Origin of the sequence: Pseudomonas brassicacearum (genome assembly GCF_009601685.2) — a bacterium.
Lineage (GTDB): Bacteria > Pseudomonadota > Gammaproteobacteria > Pseudomonadales > Pseudomonadaceae > Aquipseudomonas > Aquipseudomonas kilonensis_B.
On sequence record NZ_CP045701.2, the window covers coordinates 595,206 to 614,074 of the forward strand.

The 18,869-nt window shown below is 60.1% G+C and carries 14 protein-coding genes and 2 pseudogenes; 9 read left to right on the forward strand and 7 right to left on the reverse strand.

Annotated elements, in window-relative coordinates:
- Positions 1 to 204 precede the first annotated feature (204 nt).
- Complete coding sequence (locus GFU70_RS02580) at positions 205 to 444, forward strand: hypothetical protein (protein WP_226921023.1); 240 nt, start codon at positions 205 to 207, stop codon at positions 442 to 444.
- A gap of 87 nt (positions 445 to 531) precedes the next feature.
- A pseudogene (locus GFU70_RS02585) lies at positions 532 to 1,171 on the forward strand (hypothetical protein).
- Between the two features lie 155 nt (positions 1,172 to 1,326).
- Here GFU70_RS02585 and GFU70_RS02590 read toward each other — a convergent pair.
- Complete coding sequence (locus GFU70_RS02590) at positions 1,327 to 1,764, reverse strand: hypothetical protein (RefSeq protein ID WP_058545569.1); 438 nt, start codon at positions 1,762 to 1,764, stop codon at positions 1,327 to 1,329.
- 437 nt (positions 1,765 to 2,201) lie between these two features.
- Here GFU70_RS02590 and GFU70_RS02595 point away from each other — a divergent pair, with 437 nt between their 5' ends.
- Positions 2,202 to 2,543: a DUF6124 family protein gene (locus tag GFU70_RS02595; protein WP_153387553.1), complete on the forward strand. Its 342-nt coding sequence runs from the start codon at positions 2,202 to 2,204 to the stop codon at positions 2,541 to 2,543.
- Between the two features lie 183 nt (positions 2,544 to 2,726).
- Here the strand turns inward: GFU70_RS02595 and GFU70_RS28970 are convergent, their stop codons facing one another.
- Together GFU70_RS28970 and GFU70_RS28975 are read right to left on the reverse strand one after the other, a co-directional pair.
- Positions 2,727 to 3,599, reverse strand: a complete 873-nt coding sequence (locus tag GFU70_RS28970; RefSeq protein ID WP_413468843.1) for a methyl-accepting chemotaxis protein — start codon at positions 3,597 to 3,599, stop codon at positions 2,727 to 2,729.
- Positions 3,600 to 3,629: 30 nt separating this feature from the next.
- A pseudogene (locus GFU70_RS28975) lies at positions 3,630 to 4,418 on the reverse strand (MCP four helix bundle domain-containing protein); the annotation flags it as partial.
- Positions 4,419 to 4,611: 193 nt separating this feature from the next.
- Between GFU70_RS28975 and GFU70_RS02605 the strand changes: the two are divergent.
- Together GFU70_RS02605 and GFU70_RS02610 are read left to right on the forward strand one after the other, a co-directional pair.
- Positions 4,612 to 4,842, forward strand: coding sequence for a hypothetical protein (locus GFU70_RS02605; RefSeq protein WP_153387555.1), 231 nt, complete (start codon positions 4,612 to 4,614; stop codon positions 4,840 to 4,842).
- Entirely contained in the window at positions 4,839 to 5,141 is a 303-nt protein-coding gene (locus GFU70_RS02610) for a cell division protein ZapA (protein WP_058545572.1), read from the forward strand. The genes GFU70_RS02605 and GFU70_RS02610 overlap by 4 nt, the downstream gene beginning before the upstream one ends.
- Before the next feature lie 232 nt (positions 5,142 to 5,373).
- On the opposite strand, the gene GFU70_RS02615 is transcribed toward GFU70_RS02610, so the two are convergent.
- Together GFU70_RS02615 and putA are read right to left on the reverse strand one after the other, a co-directional pair.
- Positions 5,374 to 7,176, reverse strand: a complete 1,803-nt coding sequence (locus tag GFU70_RS02615; protein ID WP_058545573.1) for an acyl-CoA dehydrogenase — start codon at positions 7,174 to 7,176, stop codon at positions 5,374 to 5,376.
- A gap of 272 nt (positions 7,177 to 7,448) precedes the next feature.
- On the reverse strand, positions 7,449 to 11,402 hold the full coding sequence (putA, locus tag GFU70_RS02620; RefSeq protein WP_058545574.1) for a trifunctional transcriptional regulator/proline dehydrogenase/L-glutamate gamma-semialdehyde dehydrogenase: 3,954 nt from the start codon (positions 11,400 to 11,402) through the stop codon (positions 7,449 to 7,451).
- Positions 11,403 to 11,864: 462 nt separating this feature from the next.
- Between putA and putP the strand changes: the two genes are divergently transcribed.
- The gene (gene putP, locus GFU70_RS02625; protein WP_058545575.1) at positions 11,865 to 13,349 is read left to right on the forward strand and encodes a sodium/proline symporter PutP; all 1,485 of its coding nucleotides are present in this window, start codon (positions 11,865 to 11,867) and stop codon (positions 13,347 to 13,349) included.
- Positions 13,350 to 13,438: 89 nt separating this feature from the next.
- Here putP and GFU70_RS02630 read toward each other — a convergent pair whose 3' ends face one another.
- Positions 13,439 to 13,933: a DUF2165 family protein gene (locus GFU70_RS02630; protein WP_058545576.1), complete on the reverse strand. Its 495-nt coding sequence runs from the start codon at positions 13,931 to 13,933 to the stop codon at positions 13,439 to 13,441.
- 267 nt (positions 13,934 to 14,200) lie between these two features.
- Between GFU70_RS02630 and GFU70_RS02635 the strand changes: the two genes are divergently transcribed.
- The 3 genes from GFU70_RS02635 (at position 14,201) to GFU70_RS02645 (ending at position 17,907) form a co-directional block, all read left to right on the forward strand.
- Positions 14,201 to 16,258, forward strand: a complete 2,058-nt coding sequence (locus GFU70_RS02635) for a type VI secretion system tip protein VgrG (protein WP_058545577.1) — start codon at positions 14,201 to 14,203, stop codon at positions 16,256 to 16,258.
- Positions 16,255 to 16,986 carry a DUF4123 domain-containing protein gene (locus tag GFU70_RS02640; protein WP_058545578.1) on the forward strand — a complete coding sequence of 244 codons (732 nt, stop codon included), beginning with the start codon at positions 16,255 to 16,257 and terminating at the stop codon, positions 16,984 to 16,986. The genes GFU70_RS02635 and GFU70_RS02640 overlap by 4 nt, the downstream gene beginning before the upstream one ends.
- An 81-nt stretch (positions 16,987 to 17,067) precedes the next feature.
- Positions 17,068 to 17,907 carry a 23S rRNA (adenine(2030)-N(6))-methyltransferase RlmJ gene (locus GFU70_RS02645; protein ID WP_003197086.1) on the forward strand — a complete coding sequence of 280 codons (840 nt, stop codon included), beginning with the start codon at positions 17,068 to 17,070 and terminating at the stop codon, positions 17,905 to 17,907.
- 221 nt (positions 17,908 to 18,128) lie between these two features.
- Here GFU70_RS02645 and msrA read toward each other — a convergent pair whose 3' ends face one another.
- Positions 18,129 to 18,776 carry a peptide-methionine (S)-S-oxide reductase MsrA gene (msrA, locus tag GFU70_RS02650; protein WP_058543056.1) on the reverse strand — a complete coding sequence of 216 codons (648 nt, stop codon included), beginning with the start codon at positions 18,774 to 18,776 and terminating at the stop codon, positions 18,129 to 18,131.
- Positions 18,777 to 18,869 lie beyond the last annotated feature (93 nt).

Below are 18,869 nucleotides of genomic sequence, written 5' to 3' on the forward strand. Positions count from 1 at the left end.
AGGCCGTGTGATTGAGCCTCGAAATATCCGCAGCGTGGAAGCCGACGCTCTATAAATGGCGGAAGGCCGCATGGAGATGCCGCAATGGCTTGGCATCGAAGTTCCACCGGGAGGAAATTGGAAGGAAGATGACTACACCAAATAACGGTTCTATAATTTGTGTTCGTGGGGTTTGTAAATAGGTGGCTTATGGATTTAGATAGGATGATTGAGAGCATTAAAACAAGAGAGGAGTTTGCAGACTTTATTTGTGGGCTTAAGGAGAATTTGGAATTAAATTCAGGCGAGTGGGAAAACCCTACGCTGGAAAGGTTTTTGGACGCAATGGAAGCTTGGGTTCGAGCGATGAATTTCTACGCAATGAACTCTGGAGATGAGGAAGCCCTCATCCCTAGTTGGCAGACATTTGCAAAAATATTGTTTGCATCTAAGATTTACGAATAGTATTAGCGTTTTAATTGGTTCGTTGGGACAAAAGGAGCTCGGGCTGTTGCAAATGACGTGATTAATCATTCAGAAATAGGGTTCATTGTGGATCGGAAAACCTACGACCTACTCCACGGCATACCGGATCATGCTGATTATGCCGCCGAGGCAGGTGAGCTGGAGGCCGAAGATATACCGCAGGAAAGAATGACTGCAGTGTTGGATTTGCTTCGCAATTCAGATGATGATGTTGTGCAGCTTCGAAGCTGCAAACTTGTTGACTAGCTGGGGGGTTTTCGAGGGGTTGGTTGCATTAAGCGAAAGCATGGAAAAGCCGGAACTTATCAAAAATACCTACCCCCACAGGTTGCATGGATACGATGATACTTATCGCCAGATCCTCATGGCTGTAACCATGTACTTCGCAAATATGGTCGACAGGGGACAAAGGGAAGTCGCTAGGGCTCAAGCTTTTTTACCACTGTCTACTATCATCGAGTTGGCAGGAACGGAACCCTTTGAAATATCTGACGCTTTCGCCTTCTTAAAGCGTGAGCGGTATCCGGAGTACATCCCGCTTGTTAAACAGCACCTCAGCTCGATAATAGATCGCCCCGAAATACATCAATGGAAAATCTACGACGCTATGGAGTTTCTGATGGGGGTTGAGCCAGAATTCGTTATGTCTCTGCTGCAACTGAGAAACAAGAGCACCGAAGATTTTATGCCGCGGCAACGTAGCTGATTTAAGCGAGGCGTTGATGGCAGTAGAGGGGGCAGCTTGTTTGATAAGCGAAGGGGGGCGTGACATACCTATAGCGGCGCGAGGACTGCTTGCGCAGCCCAGCGGGAGCAAGCTCCCTTGCCACGAGAGCCAGTTGATTAATCAATTGGTGGAGGTTATAGCGGGCACCACGGGTCTTCCCCGTTTGCGCTTTCCAGGATCTTCGGAAAGTTTCGCGCGAATCCCCAGCCTGAAGCCACGGCGGTCATGGTGGTTTTGCAGGCGGGGTTCTTTTCCGAGACGATCACGTTCATATAGAACTGGCTTCCGTAAATTGTTGGCGCCCACAGCACCATGTCACTTCTTTCGGCGTTCCGGTCGACTTTCAATTGAATGGTGTTGACGAGTCTTGCGCCGGTGTTGAGCTCGGTTACTTGGGGGTGGAAGCAGTGGTTCAGGTAGCCTTGCACGCGTTCTTCCACCACCGCCCGCTCTTGCGTCAGGCAATACTCGGGGCTGGTTGTGCCGGTGTTCAACAGCTCGTCCTTGGAATATGGATGCAGCGAGCAGCCGCCCAGTAACAGAAAAACGACTCCTGTAAATCCCTTGTACAAATTCAAGCTCCTTCTAGAAACGGCGGTTTGCCAAAGCGGATTGCCGCAAGGCGGCGGGCGGGACTATACGCAATTTTTTCGGCCTGGAACGACTAAACCAGCTCGCCGTAGGAATCGGCGGAAAGAATATTCCCCATTGACTTGCAGGACATTTCCTAGAAAATTCCAGCCTCTTGCGCCTGCCGATTTCGGTGCCTAGTCTTTGTTCACCGCTGCCCATCAGCGGTCGGGTTTAGCAGCTCGGAGTCACGTTAGGCGCATGGCAACTGCCATTCAGTGCGAGCGATTTTTATCGCTCGAATTCTTATGGCGGCTGTGCGCAGGGCATCCTCGGGTGCGCCGGTTTCCTAACGTACCGGTCTGCTAACCTGCGCACGGCTGCCACCTATTCGTTTAGCAGCGAACGTGGCGGCTCCCACTTACGTTAGGAGCATTCCATGGACAAACTCATCCCAGACCCACCCGTTCCACCGCTGCATCTGGATATCGCAGCCGACGCCAACGCTGAACGTGTCATCGATTCCTATCTGAACCCCAAACCTGCCCAGCGTGACAAGAAGCCATCCCCCGACCAGCTATTCACTGTCGTGGAGGGCATTGATGCTGAGAGCCTGCTGGCCAACCTCAGCGAAACCCTGGCTTCTGCCAATGCGATGGCCAGTGACCTGGCGTTCGACCTGAAAGGCTCGCGACGACATGTTGCGTTGGGGCTGCAACAGTTGATCGAGTTGGGCGAGTTATTGGCAAACCGGGCGTTGGATACCGTCGATCCCAGGTAAGCCGGAAGGTTGAGAAACGAGCGGATTCCAGAGTGAAAACATTGTGGCGAGGGAGCTTGCTCCCGCTCGGCTGCGAAGCAGTCGTCGCTTTTAAGGACGGGGCCGCTGCGCGGCCCAGCGGGAGCAAGCTCCCTCGCCACAAAAGCCAGGCGGATGATTGCTCACTATCATCCGTTACGCGGCTTAAAGGCTGAACCGTCCAACCATGCTGTTCAGATCCACGGCCAAACGCGACAGTTCAGCACTCGCGGCACTGGTCTGATTGGCACCCGTGGCCGATTGCACCGACAGGTCGCGGATGTTCACCAGGTTGCGGTCGACTTCACGGGCCACTTGGGCCTGTTCTTCGGCGGCACTGGCGATCACCAGGTTGCGTTCATTGATCTCGACGATGGCGGTGTTGATCGTGTCCAGGGACATGCCGGCACCGCGGGCGATGTTCAACGTCGACTCCGCACGTTCGGTGCTGTTGCGCATCGAATCCACGGCGTGTTCGGTGCCGCTCTGGATGCTGCCGATCATGCGCTCGATCTCGCTGGTCGACTGCTGGGTACGGTGGGCCAGGGCGCGCACTTCGTCGGCGACCACGGCAAAGCCGCGACCGGCCTCACCGGCACGGGCGGCTTCGATGGCGGCGTTGAGCGCCAGCAGGTTGGTCTGGTCGGCCAAGCCGCGGATCACGTCCAGCACCTTGCCGATGTCACGGGACTCATTGGCCAGGTTGCCGATCAATGTGGCGGTGCCCTGCACATCGGCGCTCATGCGTTCGATGGCACTGACGGTTTCCTGCACCAGGTCGCGGCCGTCGCCGGCAGACGTGGTGGCGTTTTTCGACGCTTCGGAGGTACTGACCGCATTGCGCGCGACTTCTTCCACGGCGCTGGTCATCTCGTTGACCGCGGTGGCGGCCTGTTCGATTTCGTTGTTCTGCTGGGTCAGGCCACGGGCGCTTTCGTCGGTGACACTGTTGAGTTCTTCGGCGGCGGAGGCCAGTTGCGTGGCCGAGCCGGAGATTCGCTGCAAGGTGTCGCGCAGTTTTTCCTGCATGGTCGACATCGCCCGCAGCAGGCGGCCGGCTTCGTCGCTGCCATCGACAACAATCGGGCGGGTCAGGTTGCCCTTGGCGATTTCTTCGGCGGCGTCCAGTGCGTTGGCAATCGGCTTGGTGATGCTGTTGGTCAGCAGCCAGGCGAACAGCAGGGTCAGGCCGGTGGCGATGACCAGCAGGGTGACGACCCAATTGAAAGCGGTGGAGTACTGTTTCGCCGCGCCTTGATTGAAGGCTTCCGCTTGCTGGTTGTTGATCTCCGTCAAACGGGCGAGCACTGCGTTGATGGCGTCGGAATTGCTCATCAGTTCGGTGTTGAGCAGCGCCTGCAATTCAGTGACCTGATTGTTGCGCGACAGGGTTTTCATCCGTTCTTCGAGCTGACGGTATTGCCCGAGCAGTTGCACATATTGATCGTAGGCGGCCCGTTCGTCCGGGGCGCTGATGAGTTTTTCATACGCGACCTGGGCGGCGCGGATCTGCTGGTTGCGTTGCTCGAACAGATCGAAGGTTTTCTGCTGGGTGTCCGGCTCGCGATTGGTCAGCAAGCGATAGGACAACACCCGCAGGCGCAGGGTGAGTTGGGTGAACTCGTTCAGGGCCTTGATGCTCGGCACACTGTTGCGGGCGATGCTCTCGCCGGATGCGCGGATGTTGCTCATCTGGGTCAGGGCAAATACCCCGAGGGCGAGCATCAGGGCGCCGATCAGGGCAAAGCCCAGGAACGCCCGCGGCGCGATGTTCATATTACGTAGAGACATGGAAAGTACCGGAAGGAGGCGCATCCGTGCGGGGCTGTGACTGCTGTTACCTGACTTATCGGTCATACGACTAAAGTCTTGAGTGACATGCGTGCTTTTGTCACAGGGCAGCCCTGGCCGCGCGACGAAGGGTAGGAACCAGATCCACGAATCGCAGTCTCTACAGCTCGCGAGCGAAGTACCGTCGCTGTGTAAACCATGGCATCGACGGTGACTTTTCTTTATCGTACGCGCCCCTTGAAAAAGCCTGGAAATCAATATGTTGGAAACATCCCTCAGCCAGTTGGAACAACTGGTCAATGACCTGGTGCAACAGAACCGTCACCTCACCGGACTGAACGAAACCCTGGGCGCGGAACTGGCCAGGGCCAAGGATGAAAACGAGAGCCTGCAACTGAGCCTGATGGAACAGGAAGAACTGCACGGCACCACCGCCGCTCGCATCCAGGCGCTGATCGAGCGCGCCAGCGCCGGGGCTGTCAGCGCATGAAGCACGGCGCCGATGGGGTGACAGTCATCTCGATCCTGGGAGAAGACTATTCAATCAAAGCGCCGACCGGGCAGGAACAGGCCCTGTTGGACGCTGCCTCCATGCTCAAGGCCGCACTGGCCGACACGAAAAGAAAATACCCGACGCTGATCGGAGATCGCCTGTTGGTACTGGCGGCGATGAACCTGTGTTCGCAACAGATGGAGATGCAAAAGGCTCATCAGGCGGAACTCGACCGTTACCAAGAGCAAGTCAGCGCCACGGTCGATGTGATTGCCAAGACGATCCAGCAGGCCTGAAACCTAAGGACCAAAGGTTGATGGTGATCTCATTGTGGGAGCGGCGGTGCGGCGATCCGACTTGCTCGCGAAGGCGGTGGATCAGGCAAATCAATTGCAACTGGCATACCGCTTTCGCGAGCAAGCCCGCTCCCACAGTGGAGGGTGGTGAACGCAGATGTCGTATTCACTTGGAACCCTGTGGGAGCGAGCTTGCTCGCGATGGGATTTGAGCCCCACCACAAGCGCTGGCTCAGAACCACTCATCCCGCATTTCCAGGCACGTATCATCCCGCGCCTCAAGAATCGCCAGCTCATGATGGCAACCCGGTACTTCCCAGGTCAGGAAGTAGCGCGCTGCTTGCAGTTTGCCTTTATAGAAGTCGTTGTCCGCCGCATTCCCCTTGGCCAAGCCTTCCTCGGCACGAATCGCCTGTTCCAGCCAGCGCCAGCCGATCACCATATGCCCGAACACCTTCAGGTACAGCGCCGAATTGGCGAGGCTGCTGTTGACTTTGCCTTGGCCCAGGTCCGTCAGCAGGCCCAGGGTGACGGTTTGCAGGCGCGCCACCAGCGCTTCCAGCGGCTGGCGCAACGGCGTCAGTGAGGCATGCGCCTGGGCGCGTTCAGTGGTGTCGGCCACCAGCCGGATTAACTGCTTGAGCCCGGCACCGCCGTTCTGCGCCAGTTTTCGCCCTAGCAGGTCCAGGGACTGGATGCCGTGGGTGCCTTCATGGATCGGGTTCAGGCGGTTGTCGCGGTAATACTGCTCCACCGGATATTCGCGGGTGTAGCCGTGCCCCCCCAGAATCTGGATCGCCAGTTCGTTGGCCTTCAGGCAGAACTCCGAGGGCCAGGATTTGACGATCGGGGTCAGCAGGTCCAGCAGCTCATGGGCGCGCCTGCGCTCGGCTTCGCTTTGCAGGGTAGTGGTGTCGTCGAACAGGCGCGCTGCGTACAGGCCCAGGTCAAACGAACCTTCAACGTAGGCTTTCTGGGTCAGCAGCATGCGGCGCACGTCGGCGTGCTGGATGATCGCCACGGGAGCAGTGGTTGGGTCCTTGCTGTCGGGAACCCGGCCCTGGGGGCGTTCGCGGGCGTATTCCAGGGAATACAGGTAGCCGGCGTAACCCAGCATCACTGCGCCCATGCCGACGCCGATCCGCGCCTCGTTCATCATCTGGAACATGTAGCTCAGGCCGTGGTGCGGCTTGCCTACGAGGTAACCGACACATTCGCCGTTGTCGCCGAAGTTCAGCGCGGTAGAAGTGGTGCCACGCCAGCCCATCTTGTGGAACAGCCCGGCCAACAGCACGTCGTTACGTTGGCCGAGGCTGCCGTCGTCGTTGACCAGGAACTTGGGCACGATAAACAGCGAAATGCCCTTCACGCCCGGCGGCGCATCCGGCAATTTCGCCAGGACCATGTGCACGATGTTTTCCGACAACGGATGATCGCCGCCGGAAATGAAGATCTTGTTGCCTTTGAGTCGATAAGTGCCGTCGGACGCAGGCTCCGCGCGTGTACGAATATCCGACAGCGAAGAGCCTGCATGGGGCTCGGTCAGGGCCATGGTGCCGAAGAAACGACCGTCGATCATCGGTTGCAGGAAGCGTTGCTTCTGCTCCTCGCTGCCGAAGCTCTCGATCAGGTTCGCCGCGCCCATGGTCAGGAACGGATAAGAGGTCGAAGCGGCGTTGGCCGACTGGAAATGTGCGAAGCAGGCCTGGGACAGCAGCGTCGGCAGTTGCATGCCGCCTGCCTCGAAGCTGCGCGCCGCGTTGAGAAAGCCCGCCTCGAGGAAGGCATCCACCGCCGGTTTTACCTCGGGAATCAGAATCGCCTCGCCGTTCTCGTAGCGCGGTTCGTTTTCATCATTCTTGCGGTTGTGGGGCGCGAAAAATTTCTCGGCGATGCTGCGGGCCGTGCCGAGGGCGGCGTCGAAGGTTTCGCGATTGTGTTCGGAAAACCGCTCGCGCTGGGTCAGGCCCTCGGCATCAAGGACTTCATACAGCTCGAAAGCCAGATTGCGGGAACTGAGCAGCGTCTCGGACATGGCAGCCTACCTTTTTTTGGAATGGGCCGAGTCTAGGCGCGGTAATGGAGGCTGAACAGGATGATTGATTTGGGTGATGGAGGAGCGAGGGTGACGCTAATCAGATGTGGGGGGCGGGCTCTGTGGGAGCAAGGTTTGCCCGCGATGAAAACGCCGCGCTCTCTTGAGGACCGCAGCGCCTGGATCGCGAGCAAGCTTTGCTCCCACAAAACTCGCTCCACACAGGGATTCGATTGCCAGGCACCCGTTGCAGGTGCCTGGTTTACAGCGGTTTAGCCGATAGTCATCAAGCTGGCGTTACCACCCGCCGCGGCGGTGTTGACGCTCAAGGCCCGCTCGATCACCAGGCGTTCCAGCGCAATGTTGGTCTCGCCCTGGGACAAGCCGTGCACCCCAACGATGGCGCCGGCGCGCTTGGCTACCTGCTGGCAAACGCCGCGCAGCTGGTCCGAATCGCCGTGGTGCAGGACCGCGTCGAATAGCACCTCGTCCTTGCTCCAGTCGGCAATCCGCTGGATGCGTGCCTGAATTTCCTTCGGCAAGCGTGCGAACAAAGCCTTGCTGGTGTCGGTTTCCGGCCACACGGCCGAGCCACCCACGGCCAGTACGGCCGCCAGTTGCGTCAGCAGGTCGCCTTCCACGTCGGCCAGGCACAACACGTGCTCGCGCGGCAGGATGGCGTAGCTGTTGCGTTCGCCGGTCGGGCCGGTCAGCTGGCGGGTGATACCGCTTTGCGACTGGGCCGCGAACTGCACGCACAGGGCGCTCAGCTCGGCAAGCTTCTGGCTGTCGGCCCAGGCTTGCAGGGCGGTGAGCGGTTTACCCATGGCCTCGCGCAAACGCAGGTCCGGTGCTGTCAGGGCGTCGCCACGGACGAAGGATTGTTGGATCGCATCGGTAGGACGTGTCGACAACAGGCGGTACAGGTACAGCGGACCACCGGCCTTGGGACCGGTGCCCGACAGGCCTTCGCCACCGAACGGCTGCACACCGACCACAGCACCGACAATGTTGCGGTTCACGTAGACGTTACCCGCATGCACATTGTCGATGACCTTGGCGATGGTCTCGTCGATGCGCGTGTGCACGCCCAGGGTCAGGCCGTAGCCGGAGGCGTTGATCTGGTTGATCAACTGATCCAGTTCCTTGCGCTTGTAGCGCACCACGTGCAGCACCGGGCCGAAGATCTCGCGCTGCAGCTCGTCGAAGCTTTCCAGCTCGATGAGGGTTGGCATCACAAAGGTGCCGCGCTTGCACTCGTCACTGTCGGCGATTGCCATCTGGTACACGGTGCGACCCTTGTCGCGCATGGCCTGGATGTGTTTCTCGATGCCGGCCTTGGCTTCGGCGTCGATCACCGGGCCGATGTCCACGGACAGGCGCTCAGGGTTGCCGAGGCGCGATTCGGCCATGGCGCCCTTGAGCATTTCGATGACGCGGTCGGCGGAGTCTTCCTGCAGGCACAGCACCCGCAGGGCCGAGCAACGCTGGCCGGCACTGTCGAACGCCGAGGACACCACGTCGATGACCACTTGTTCGGTCAGCGCCGAGGAGTCGACGATCATGGCGTTCTGGCCGCCGGTTTCGGCGATCAGCGGGATCGGACGGCCCTGGTTGTCCAGGCGGCCGGCGATGTTGCGTTGCAGCAGGCGAGCGACTTCGGTGGAGCCGGTGAACATCACGCCTTTGACCCGCTCGTCACCCACCAGGCGGGCACCGACGGTTTCGCCACGGCCCGGCAGCAGTTGCAGCACGCCTTCCGGAATGCCGGCTTCAAGCATCAGGCGCACAGCCTGGGCCGCCACCAATGGCGTCTGTTCGGCGGGCTTGGCCAGTACCGGGTTGCCGGCGGCCAGTGCGGCGGCGACCTGGCCACTGAAAATCGCCAGCGGGAAGTTCCACGGGCTGATGCAGACCACCGGGCCCAGTGGGCGGTGGGCGTCGTTGGTGAAGTCGTTGCGCGCCTGCACGGCGTAGTAGCGCAGGAAGTCCACGGCTTCACGCACTTCGGCAATGGCGTTGGCAAAGGTCTTGCCGGCTTCGCGGGCCAGCAGGCCCATCAGCGGCTGGATCTCGCCTTCCATCAGGTCAGCGGCACGCTCGAGGATCGCGGCGCGCTCGGCTGGTGGCGTGGCCTGCCAGATCGGTGCGGCGTTGAGGGCGCACTGGATGGCGTTGTCGACGTCGGCGACCGTGGCTTCCTGCACATGGCCGACCACGTCGCGGTGATCGGACGGGTTCAGCACCGCTGCCGGGGTTTCTTCGCTGGCAGCGCAACCGAGCATCGGCGCGGCTTTCCAGTCGTTATGGGCCGTGGCCAGCAGGGCGCAGGACAGCGAAGCCAGACGATGTTCGTTGGCCAGGTCGATGCCGCTGGAGTTGGCGCGGTCGCTGCCATACAGATCCCGAGGCAGAGGGATGCGCGGGTGCGGCAGGCCGAAGCCGCCTTCCAGCGTTGCCATCTGCTCGATGCTGGCCACTGGATCGGCCACCAGCTCCTGAATCGAGATGGACTGGTCGGCGATACGGTTGACGAACGAAGTGTTCGCGCCGTTTTCCAGCAGGCGACGTACCAGGTACGCCAGCAATGTTTCGTGGGTGCCGACCGGCGCGTACACACGGCACGGACGGTTCAGCTTGCCTTCGGAGACCTTGCCTACAACCTGTTCGTACAGTGGTTCACCCATGCCGTGCAGGCACTGGAATTCGTACTGGCCCGGGTAATAGTTCTGACCGGCGATATGGTAGATGGCTGCCAGGGTATGGGCGTTGTGCGTGGCAAATTGCGGGTAGATGACTTCCGGCACCGACAGCAACTTGCGGGCGCAAGCGATGTAGGACACGTCGGTGTACACCTTGCGGGTATAGACCGGATAGCCTTCCAGGCCTTCGACCTGGGCGCGCTTGATCTCGCTGTCCCAGTACGCACCTTTTACCAGGCGGATCATCAGGCGATGACGGCTGCGGCGGGCCAGGTCGATGACGTAGTCGATCACGTACGGGCAACGCTTCTGGTACGCCTGGATCACGAAGCCGATGCCGTTCCAGCCGGTCAGTTGCGGCTCGAAGCACAGGCGCTCCAGCAGATCCAGCGACAGCTCGAGGCGGTCGGCTTCCTCGGCGTCGATGTTCAGGCCGATGTCGTATTGCTTGGCCAGCAGGGTCAGCGACAGCAAGCGCGGGTACAGCTCTTCCATGACGCGCTCATACTGGGCGCGGCTGTAACGCGGGTGCAGGGCAGACAGCTTGATGGAAATGCCTGGGCCTTCATAAATCCCACGACCATGGGACGCTTTGCCGATCGAATGGATGGCTTGTTCGTACGAGGCGAGGTACTTCTGGGCGTCATGTTCGGTAAGTGCGGCTTCACCCAGCATGTCGTAGGAGTAGCGGAAGCCCTTGGATTCGAACTTGCTGGCGTTGGCCAGGGCCTCGGCGATGGTTTCGCCGGTGACGAACTGCTCGCCCATCAGGCGCATGGCCATGTCGACGCCCTTGCGGATCATCGGCTCGCCGCTCTTGCCGATGATGCGGCTCAGGGAGGAGGTCAGGCCCGCTTCGTTATGGGTGGCGACCAGTTTGCCGGTCAGCAGCAGGCCCCAAGTGGCGGCGTTGACGAACAGCGACGGACTGTTGCCCAAGTGCGGATGCCAGTTACCGGTGCTGATCTTGTCGCGGATCAGCGCATCACGGGTGCCTTTGTCCGGGATGCGCAGCAGCGCTTCGGCCAGGCACATCAGCGCCACGCCTTCCTGGGACGACAGGGAAAATTCCTGCAGCAAACCTTGAACGATACCGGCACGGCCGCCGGCACTTTTCTGGTTACGCAGTTTTTCCGCAATCGAGGCGGCCAGCTTGTTGGTGGCTTCGGCCATTTCGGCCGGCAGGCGGGCCTGCTCGATCAGCATCGGCACCACTTCCGGCTCAGGGCGACGGTAGGCGGCAGTGATGGAGGCGCGCAAGACCGATTGCGGCAGGATGCTCTCGGCAAATTCGAGGAAGCATTGGTGAGCATGGTCGACCTGCACATCGCCGGCATCCTCGCTGTCGGTGCGAGGTGAACCGTTCAGCTCGGTCAGGGTTGCACCACCCTCGAGTTTTTCCAGGTAATTGAAAATTGCCTGCTTGATCAGCCAGTGCGGCGTACGATCAATCGAGGTTGCGGCCGCCTTGAGGCGTTCGCGGGTCGGGTCATCGAGTTTGACCCCAAGGGTGGTGGTAGCCATATTTTTATCCTCATGTTTACCACGTATTGCGTGGCATCAGCTGGCGGCAAGATTAGCTGCGAGATGACTGAGGTGCAACCGGGTGCAACCCTTTTTTTCCTGAAATGACAGGCAGCTCATCCGGAAGCAAACACTGGCCTGTTAATCCTGCACCGGCTTAGTGCTTTGGCTTCTAGCTGAGTGCTATGAACTGCACTAAAAGGGAGCAAAAAACACGGTTTTTGCGATAAAACCGATCAGGTGCAACTTATTCGAGCGAAACTGGTTGCACCTTATTTGATTTGTTGAATAGCATTCGCGGCCAAGGTGCAACCGGTTCAAGGCCGAGGGGCATCGGCTGATGGCTTTCCTGGGGAAACATCAGTCATAAAATCGCGGGACTGCAAATCGTCGCTACAACGTCTGCGTTGTCGACGCTTTCAACTGCCACCGCTACATAAAAACAAAGCCAGGGCGTAACTCATGAGTGTTAGTAATCCCACCCTGATCACTTTCGTGATCTATATCGCTGTAATGGTCCTGATCGGCCTGATGGCTTATCGCTCCACCAACAACCTTTCCGATTACATCCTGGGCGGCCGCAGCCTGGGCAGCGTGGTAACCGCATTGTCCGCCGGTGCCTCCGACATGAGTGGCTGGCTGTTGATGGGCTTGCCCGGTGCTATCTACATGTCCGGCCTGTCGGAAGGCTGGATCGCCATCGGCCTGATCATCGGTGCCTACCTGAACTGGCTGTTCGTGGCCGGTCGCCTGCGGGTACAGACCGAGCACAACGGTGATGCGCTGACACTGCCGGACTACTTCTCCAGCCGTTTCGAAGACAAGAGCGGCCTGCTGCGGATCATCTCTGCGGTGGTGATCCTGGTGTTCTTCACCATCTACTGTGCCTCCGGCATCGTGGCCGGTGCCCGTCTGTTTGAAAGCACCTTCGGCATGTCCTACGAGACAGCACTGTGGGCCGGTGCGGCGGCAACCATTGCCTACACCTTCATCGGTGGCTTCCTGGCCGTGAGCTGGACCGACACCGTACAAGCGACCCTGATGATCTTCGCGCTGATCCTTACGCCGATCATCGTGCTGCTGGCTACTGGCGGCGTGGATACCACGTTCCTGGCCATCGAAGCGAAAGATCCTACCGCTTTCGACATGCTGAAAAACACCACCTTCATCGGCGTGATCTCGCTGATGGGTTGGGGCCTGGGCTACTTCGGCCAGCCGCACATCCTGGCGCGCTTCATGGCGGCTGATTCGGTCAAGTCGATCGCCAAGGCGCGTCGCATCTCCATGGCCTGGATGATCCTCTGCCTGGGCGGCACCGTGGCCGTGGGCTTCTTCGGTATCGCGTACTTCTCGGCACACCCTGAGGTGGCCGGTCCCGTGACCGAGAACCCTGAGCGGGTGTTCATCGAGCTGGCGAAGATCCTGTTCAATCCATGGGTTGCCGGTGTGTTGCTGTCGGCCATCCTGGCGGCGGTCATGAGTACCTTGAGCTGCCAGTTGCTGGTGTGCTCCAGTTCCCTGACCGAAGACTTCTACAAGACCTTCCTGCGCAAGGGCGCTTCCCAGTTGGAACTGGTCTGGGTCGGCCGCGCCATGGTGCTGCTGGTGGCCTTGGTCGCCATTGCCCTGGCCGCTAACCCGGAAAACCGTGTACTGGGTCTGGTGAGCTACGCTTGGGCCGGTTTCGGTGCCGCCTTCGGCCCTGTTGTCCTGATCTCCGTGATCTGGAAGAACATGACCCGCAATGGCGCGCTCGCCGGCATCCTGGTGGGTGCAATCACCGTGATCGTCTGGAAGCATTTCGCGTTGCTGGGCCTGTACGAAATCATCCCTGGCTTCATCTTCGCCAGCCTGGCCATCTACATTGTCAGCAAGATGGGCTCGCCTACCGCGGGCATGCTGCAGCGTTTCGACGCGGCGGAAAAAGATTTTCGTCTGAACCAGTAAGGTCTTCAGCGCGGCCTCGATGGCTCGCAGGAGGGTTTGCATGAAAAACGGCCCGTCTCTAGTGGAGGCGGGCCGTTTTTTCATGGGTGTCAGTCCGGGTTGGCGTCAGGCTGGTTTAGAAAGATCAGCACGCCCAAAATCGCCATGTAGAACCTGAACGCAGCGTCCTGGCCATTCCAGATTTCTGATTGCCACATCAGGAACCACTCGCCACCGATGACCATGAAACCAAAGAACCAGACGAAGAAACCCACCGTCAAGCCGGTAACGGCCCATCCCTTGGCGCGGGCGAACACCGGGGCCTCGGCCTGGCGTGCCTGCCACAGTTTCAATGCTCCGTAGCCCAAAAGCCCCGCCGTCAGCGCTTCGCCGAAAATGATCAGCCAATAGGCTCCGTGCCACATCCAGGGTTGATCGATGGCGCGATACCGGGCGGCATTGTCGGGAAAGGTGGTATCCATACTCAATACGTGATGGACGAAATTGAAATTGGAGCTGTAGTCCGTGACGTTGTTGAACACGGTCAGGAAGGCGAATGCGGCGAGCGCCAGGGTCATTGCGATTTTTGCGTAACGTGTCGTCATGCCGTGCGTCCTTTGCTTTTTTGCGACCAGAGCACGTTATCACGCACGCCAAAGCCCAGAAATCGGCAACGTTGCAGGAAATGGCTGATTCGTTTGTAGGGCGGTTGCGGTTGGCCGCGATGCCTCGAATGTCTATCGGAAAATGCATCAGGTTCTGCGGCTTTTAGCTTCTTGGCTGTAGGGGAAATCTGTTTTTCCTGACCGCCAATCCATTCACCCTATCGCTCGTGCAGAATCGCCCGCCTCCATTTCGCAGAGGCACATTGGATGTTCCCGCCTGCCAACCAACCTCGTTTCACGCTAACGCTCGACAGCGGGCCGAATGAACTCAAGGTGCTTGAGTTCAAGGGCAAGGAAGCCATCAGCCAGCCCTATCGCTTCGACCTGGAACTGGTCAGCGAGCGGTCTGACCTGGCGCTGGAAGAGCTCCTTCATCACCAGGCATTTCTGAGGTTCGATGATTTGGGCGGTGGCATACACGGTCAGGTCTATAGCGTGGCCCAGGGGGATTCGGGCAAGCGCCTGACCCGTTATCAGATCAGCCTGATGCCCCGCCTGGCCTACTTGCGCCATCGCATCAACCAACGGATTTTCCAGCACCTGAGCGTGCCCGATATCGTCGCCAGGGTGTTGAAGGAACACGGGATCCTGGCGGATGCCTGTCACTTCACGCTTGGTGGGCAATACCCCGAGCGCGAGTATTGCGTGCAGTATGGCGAAAGCGACCTGGCGTTCATCGAGCGGATCTGCGCCGAAGTCGGCATCCATTATCACTTCAGGCACCTCCCGGATAGCCATCTGCTGGTGTTCGGTGACGACCAGACGGTGTTTCCCCGCCTGCCCGAATCAACGCTGTACCTGCCGGGCAGCGGCATGGCCGCCGCCGAGCCGGCCATCAAGCGCCTGGCGGTGCGGCTCCAGACCCGTACCACTGCGGTGACGCTGCGTGATTACGACTTCCGCAAGCCCGGTCTGTTACTGCAAACCCACCTCGACAATCGGCAGCGCCCTGTGCTCGAGGACTATCACTACCCCGGCGGTTTCTCTGCCCGTGACGACGGCAAGCATCTGACCCGACGTGCCCTTGAGCGCCATGGCGCCGACCACTGCGTGGCAGAAGGCGGCAGCGATGAAAGTGCCTTCGTCAGCGGGCACTTCATGTGCATCAAGGATCATCCCCGGGAACCGTGGAATGATCTCTGGCTCCTGACGCAGATCGACCATCATGGCCGTCAACCGCAGGTGCTGGAAGAAACAGCCGCTGTCGGCCCGGATGAATTCCAGGGCTACAAAAATACCTTTCTCGCCACGCCATGGGACGTGTTCTTTCGGCCGCCGCTGCATCACGAAAAGCCCCGCGCCCACGGCTATCAGTCGGCGGTAGTGACCGGGCCGGTCGACAGCGAAATCCACTGCGATGAGTTCGGACGGGTCAAGGTGCAATTGGTCTGGGATCGCGACGGTCAGTGCGATGAGCACTCCAGCTGCTGGCTGCGCGTGGCCTCCGGTTGGGCCCACGATCACTATGGCGCAGTGATGATCCCCCGGGTCGGGATGGAAGTCCTGGTGGGGTTCATCGATGGCGACGTGGACAAACCGTTGGTCGTCGGGTGCCTGCCCAATGGCGCCAACCCGGTGCCGCTGGACCTTCCGGCGGACAAGACCCGCAGCGTGTTGCGCAGCCAGAGCAGCCCCGGCGGGGGAGGTTACAACGAATTGCGCATCGAGGATCGCAAGGGTGCCGAGGAGATCTACCTGCGGGCCCAGCGCAACTGGACCCAGCATGTGCTTCACGACCAGCGGGTGCAGGTCGATCACGAGCGCAGCATCGTTGTCGCCGGTACGGCACGGCACGAGCTCAAGGCCGATGAGCAGCGCCTTACCCATGGTGGGCGCCGGGCAGAAGTGCGGCAGGACGATCATCTGCTGGTGAGCGGCGAGCGGCATATTCGTGTCACCAGCCAGGTACTGAGCGCCAGCCAGCACTTTCATGTCAGCGCCGGCCAGCAAGTGGTATTGGACGGGGGCGCCAGCGTCACGCTTCAGGCCGGCGGCCATTGGATCAACATCGGCGCCGGCGGGATCTCCAGCAGTGTACCCATTGAAGTCGGTGGGGCGCCGATGGCAGTCATGAGGGCGGCATCCGGCGCGCCAGACAGCGCCGAGAAGCTGGTCGCTGCGGCGGCGCCTGCGCTTTCCCTTGCGCAAATCCTCAGTTTCCAAGGCTCGGCGCCGTTCTGCGAGGAGTGTGAGCGTTGCAGAAACGGTGCCTGCACAGTGCCGCCGGTCTTGCACAAGCCTGTCGATGTCCGGGGGCGTCCATGAGCAGCGACCAATCTCCTCGCGCCTGGCTTGAGGACCACCCCTTGCAGGCCTCTGAGCAACTTTTCGCCATTTTCAGCAATGCCAGTAGCGCCGGGGCGTTGTCGGCCTGGAGGCGCTCTATGAACGCAGTCGCCAGCCCGATCTGGGCCGATACGTCGTACGCCGAGTGGGAAACGGTCATGCCCTATGCAGGGCTGGTCAGCGCAGACAGCGGGTTTCTTGATTGGATAGCCGCCACCGACTCCCTCGATTGGGGTTGGCTGGCGGTTTCGTGTGTGAGCCAGCAAATCCTTGCCGAACACTTGCGAGGACTCACAAAGGTGCTGTTGCCCGATGGCAAGCCGGTCTTCCTGCGTTTTTGGGATGGGCGCTTCATGCGGCCGATTCTGCAATCTACGGAGGTAGACGCCGGGCAACTCTTGCCGGTCATCAAGCGATGCCTGATCAACGGGCAATCCCTTGAGATCGGGGGAAATGCCCTGCGCCCGGCCCAGGCTTTCCCCTGGTGGCAAGTGCCCGTCGCACTGTTGGACGCAATGGTCGAGGTTCCGACGGACTGTCTGCTGGACAACTTGCTCGCCTGGCTGGGTGAAGAGCATCCGTATTTGTTCGAACGGGTCGACGGCAGCGTCCTGCGGCGCAAGATTGCCCACTTTCTTGAGCGATCGGAGGCGGTTGAGGCGAAAAAGGCGCCATTGCAGGCGTATTTGATGCGTGAGCTGGGCTGATGTTGGCGTGTCCGCCGGGCTGCGAACCCCTGACGTCCGACGCGCTTCAAGGTAAACTCGTCGCCCTTCGCAGGAGCCGCCATGAACTATCGCCACGCCTTCCACGCCGGCAATCACGCCGATGTGTTCAAACACCTGACCTTGACCCGCCTCATCGCTTTGATGTCGCGCAAGGAGCAGCCCTTCGCCTACCTCGATACCCACGCGGGCATCGGGCTGTACGACCTGCAGGGTGACCAGGCCAACCGTACCGGTGAGTACCTGGAGGGCATTGCGCGGTTGTGGGGCGAGAGCGATCTGCCACCGTTGACCGCCGATTACATGAAGGTGCTGCACGAAATGAACCCGGACGGGCAGTTGCGCTACTACCCGGGCTCGCCGGAACTGGCGCGGCGCCTGACCCGTTCGCAGGACCGTGTGCTGCTCAATGAAAAGCACCCTGAAGATGGCGTGTTGCTCAAGGACAACATGAAAGGCGACCGTCGCGTGGCGGTCCATCTGGGTGAGGGCTGGCATGTGCCGCGGGCGCTGCTGCCGGTGGCAGAGAAGCGTGCCCTGATGCTGATCGATCCGCCGTTCGAACAGCTGGACGAGATGCAGCGTTGCGCCGCCTCCCTCAAGGAAGCCATTGGCCGGATGCGACAGACGGTGGCGGCGATCTGGTACCCGGTAAAGGACCAGCGGATGTTGCGTCGCTTCTACCAGGATCTGGCCGGCACGGGCGCGCCGAAGCTGTTGCGGGTGGAGCTGCTGGTGCACCCATTGGCGACGCCCAACAGCCTGAACGGCTCCGGCCTGGCGATTGCCAATCCGCCGTGGGGGCTGGAGGAGGAATTGCGTGAACTGCTGCCGTGGCTGTCGAAAAAGTTGGGACAGACCCAGGGTGGGTGGCAGATGGATTGGTTGATCGCTGAGAGCTGATGCGTCGATGGCGCCTGGAAGGTCGTCATCGCGAGCAAGCTCGGCTCCCACAGGGTTGTGGGGTGTACACAGAATTGTAGCTGCCACAAATCCCTGTGGGAGCCGAGCTTGCTCGCGATGACGGTGGTTCAGCTGCATTGCTGTTGAATGTGCCGCCGCCATCGCGGGCAAGCCTCGCTCCCACGAGCCCAGCTCCCACACTGGGACCGGGGGCTTGAAAGTCAGATCGGGCAGGTCACGCCCGTACCGCCAATCCCGCAATAGCCTTCAGGGTTTTTCGCCAGGTACTGCTGGTGGTAGGTCTCGGCGAAGTAGAACGTCGGTGCTTCTTCGATTTCGGTCGTGATGGTGCCTTTGCCCGCCTTGGTCAACTCGGCCTGGAAGACTTCTTCGCTGTGTTTGGCCGCCGTCAGTTGAGCCGGGGTGGTGGCATAGATCACCGAACGGTACTGGGTGCCGATGTCATTCCCCTGGCGCATGCCCTGGGTCGGGTTGTGCAGTTCCCAGAACATTTTCAGAAGCTGCTCGTAGCTGACTTTTGCTGGCTCGTAGACCACCAGCACCACCTCGCTGTGGCCGGTGAGGCCCGAACAGACTTCTTCATACGTCGGGTTCGGCGTGAAGCCGCCGGCATAACCCACCGCCGTACTGACCACGCCTTCGCGCTGCCAGAATTTGCGTTCTGCGCCCCAGAAGCAGCCGAGGCCGAAGATTGCGAAATCCACGTCCATGGCAAACGGGCCCAGCAGTGGCGCGTCGAGGACGAAGTGTTTTTCCGGCACGGTCATTGGCGTTTCACGGCCAGGCAGGGCTTGTTCTTGAGTAGGAAGCACGTTTTTGTTCACCAGAATTTCCGAGCGCAAGACCATCATCAGTCCTCTCAGTCAGATTGAGTTGAGCGAAATAGACCGTCAGTGTGCCCAATGCCGATTCGTTAAGAAAGCGACAACGGTGGCGAGGGG